At 57.9% G+C, this 2,627-nt stretch carries 4 protein-coding genes; all 4 read right to left on the bottom strand.

The features are described from left to right. Positions 1-166: 166 nt before the first annotated feature. Genes ACXRVY_RS23460 through ACXRVY_RS23445 form a run of 4 tightly spaced genes read right to left on the bottom strand, consistent with a single transcriptional unit; the run spans position 167 to position 2,521 of the window. Positions 167-628 carry a hypothetical protein gene (locus ACXRVY_RS23460; RefSeq protein ID WP_458238366.1) on the bottom strand — a complete coding sequence of 154 codons (462 nt, stop codon included), beginning with the start codon at positions 626-628 and terminating at the stop codon, positions 167-169. After that, on the bottom strand, positions 625-867 hold the full coding sequence (locus ACXRVY_RS23455; RefSeq protein ID WP_457265789.1) for a hypothetical protein: 243 nt from the start codon (positions 865-867) through the stop codon (positions 625-627). The genes ACXRVY_RS23460 and ACXRVY_RS23455 overlap by 4 nt, the downstream gene beginning before the upstream one ends. A 2-nt stretch (positions 868-869) precedes the next feature. After that, positions 870-1,532, bottom strand: a complete 663-nt coding sequence (locus ACXRVY_RS23450) for a lambda exonuclease family protein (protein ID WP_457265788.1) — start codon at positions 1,530-1,532, stop codon at positions 870-872. After that, positions 1,532-2,521 carry a RecT family recombinase gene (locus ACXRVY_RS23445; RefSeq protein ID WP_458238365.1) on the bottom strand — a complete coding sequence of 330 codons (990 nt, stop codon included), beginning with the start codon at positions 2,519-2,521 and terminating at the stop codon, positions 1,532-1,534. The genes ACXRVY_RS23450 and ACXRVY_RS23445 overlap by 1 nt, the downstream gene beginning before the upstream one ends. Positions 2,522-2,627: the final 106 nt, after the last annotated feature.

Here is a 2,627-nt window from a genome sequence, read left to right as displayed (position 1 = left end):
TCGCTGCATCGTCCGCCGCTTTCTTCTCGCGCTTCTTGCGCTGTTTGATGGCTTCCGCCGTCGGCTCCTGCACGTCCTCGGCCATGGTCCGCCTCTACAATTCCGTGGGCCGGTAGATCCAGCCATGTCTGTCGTCGGCGCTGGCGCACCTGGTTGCTGATGAGTCTCATGCTGCCCTCTGCTGATTCCAGACAYCCACGGCGTCGAACACCCGGGCGGCCTGCTCTTCAGTCAGCGATATTTCGGCGGGAATGGCGATCCAGCCCGAAGCGACCCGATGATTCGGATTGCTCTCGGCAACCAGGTCTTTGTAGGTTTCCTCGATCACGTCTTCGAGGTGCGCGGCCAGATAGTTGCCTTGGGGAGCAACCTCYACTGATTTAGTGTAGCGGTGCCCTCGTTGATCGCGACACTGGACGCTGAGATAGATCGTCCAGCGGTGGGCAAAGTCGCAGACCGCGTCGGCGAGGCGTTGGCCGGGCGGAATGTTCTTGCAGCTCCTCCAGTTGATCATGCCCTGGCGGCCGCTGGGATCGATGTTCACCACCGCGACGTGGTTGGTGCTGAGCAGTGCCCGGCAGGAACGCTCGATTCGGGCCCGCATGTTGTTGGGTTTGCGTCTGCTCATATTGAGTCCGCCATTTTGCGAAGCGTCTGGCGCTGTGCCCAATTCAAGCCCTTGGGTTTGCGCTTGAGGACCGTTTCAGGGTCTATTTTCTGAGAGCGGGGTGGCGGTAGTAGATTGCGCGGCGGGCTTTTCAGTTGGGCGATCTGCCCGCCGGCTGCCAGGTACTGGGCGACCCGGTCGTTGATTGATTCGGCGCTCTGCCGCTGCTGTTCGATGAGGTTGAGGTGGTTGCTGATCATGATCAAGCTCCTAATCTATGGGCTTGCGCCCGCGCTTTATCCGCGACCTCATCAACCATGCGATTCAGCTCCAGATTGAACTGGACTAGCTCTTTGTGCAGGTTGGCGATGTACTCCTCGTCGCGGTAAATGGTCTCGACATAGAGCTGACACTCTTCATCTTGACGAGAATCGAACGACAGAAAATCCCACCATTTCCGCCCCGTAACGAACATGCAGCCTTGGACCTGCGGCATGTGTTCCTCGGGCATGCCTTCGAGCCAAGTCTTGACGTGTATTGCCTCATTGAAGGGGCACTTTGACTCGGTTCCACCGTCATCGTTGATTAGGCCGTCTGGTGAACAGCCGAGCCAGTCGTACTTCGGGTGGACGATGAACTCTGACGGTATGACGATGTTGCCGGTCAACATCTCGTAGGCGTCCTGAGCCTTCTGTTCTTCGGTGTGGCCCCACTTAATGGAAGCGCTGCTGACGTTGTGCTTGGACTTCTTTGCCAATCGCTCGAAGCACAGTTCGCGCATGTATGAGGTACGCGCGCCCATAGGCTCGCGCTTTCCATTTTTGTCAGGCTTCCCCCAAGCAATCACATCTTTAAATCGGCTGGCTGTCACTCGGCCAGATCGGTCTGCATGCCACTTTTCAGTGCCCTGAAGTTCCGCTCTCATTACGCCGCTTCCTCGGCCTGAGACAGGTCGTCGTTGGTGCCAGTCATATCGGTAAAGTCGCCATCAACGGTTGCCGCCATGTTCTTGAGTGCTTCGTGGCACTCCAGGCCGATCGCTGCGCGCTGCTTAGGCTTGAGACCTGCCCAAGCTGTCGCATAGGCTTCGATGTCCTGCCGCTTTGCGACGACCAAAAGGTCTGCGAATACTCCGTCGATTTCCGGCGACGGGGATTTCGGGCCGAACGACACACCGGCAGCGGCAGCGGTGTTTGAAGCCTGCTTCGCAGGGGTGATATCGATTTCTCCACCGTACGAGTCTTCGAATTCATCGGGTGTATAGACGCCAAGGATGACGTCAGGGCAGAAGAGACGGGCCCATTTTTTAGTCACCAAGTAGGCGATCTGCTGCTTGGGGTCCTCCGCCCAAAGCGTCGAGTTCCGCGTGCGGACCTGGGTAAGCAGAAGTTCCAGAATGCGCGGCTCGTCTTCGCCTTTGAAGGTTGCCCAGACCCTGATCCCGAGACCTCTCTCATCGTCAAAGCTCCAGGCTGGAACACGGTATTTCTTGAACTCGCCAGTGTCCTCGTCCTTCTTGGTCTTGCTGGTGACTTCGCGCATCTTCCCGATGACGTTTTCCCAGGTGCCGAACCATTCGAAGTTCAAGCGGCCTTTGACTGGCGCCTTGGCGGTGATCACTGCGTTGACGAGCTGCGCCTCATAGCTCAATGCACCGCCGTTGACGATGAACGTCTTCTGCGCAACAGCGAATGGGTTCATCTGCCACTGCATTGCTTGTAGCAYCACCGCCATGCAGTCAGCTTGATTGCCCTTCAGATGCTTGGGGACTGTTGTCACGCCCTTCGACATCATCAGCGCGAGGTCACTCATCGACTTCATGGTGCCTGGATCGAGAATGAGCGCTGCCGCGTTGTGCGATGGATCGTGGTACGTGGCAAGGCCGGTTGGTGCTTGGGTGTCTGAATCGGTCATTGCGCTCTCCGTGGCCGACAAGGATTGGTCCGGCCCTTTTGATGGAAAGGGTGGTTAGAAGCGGATGGCGCGAAGCCAGGCGCGAGCAGTGTCGAGGTCCACGTCC

Source organism: Pseudomonas sp. P5_A2_2, from assembly GCF_054177685.1.
This window is presented reverse-complemented; position numbering and strand designations above follow the sequence as displayed.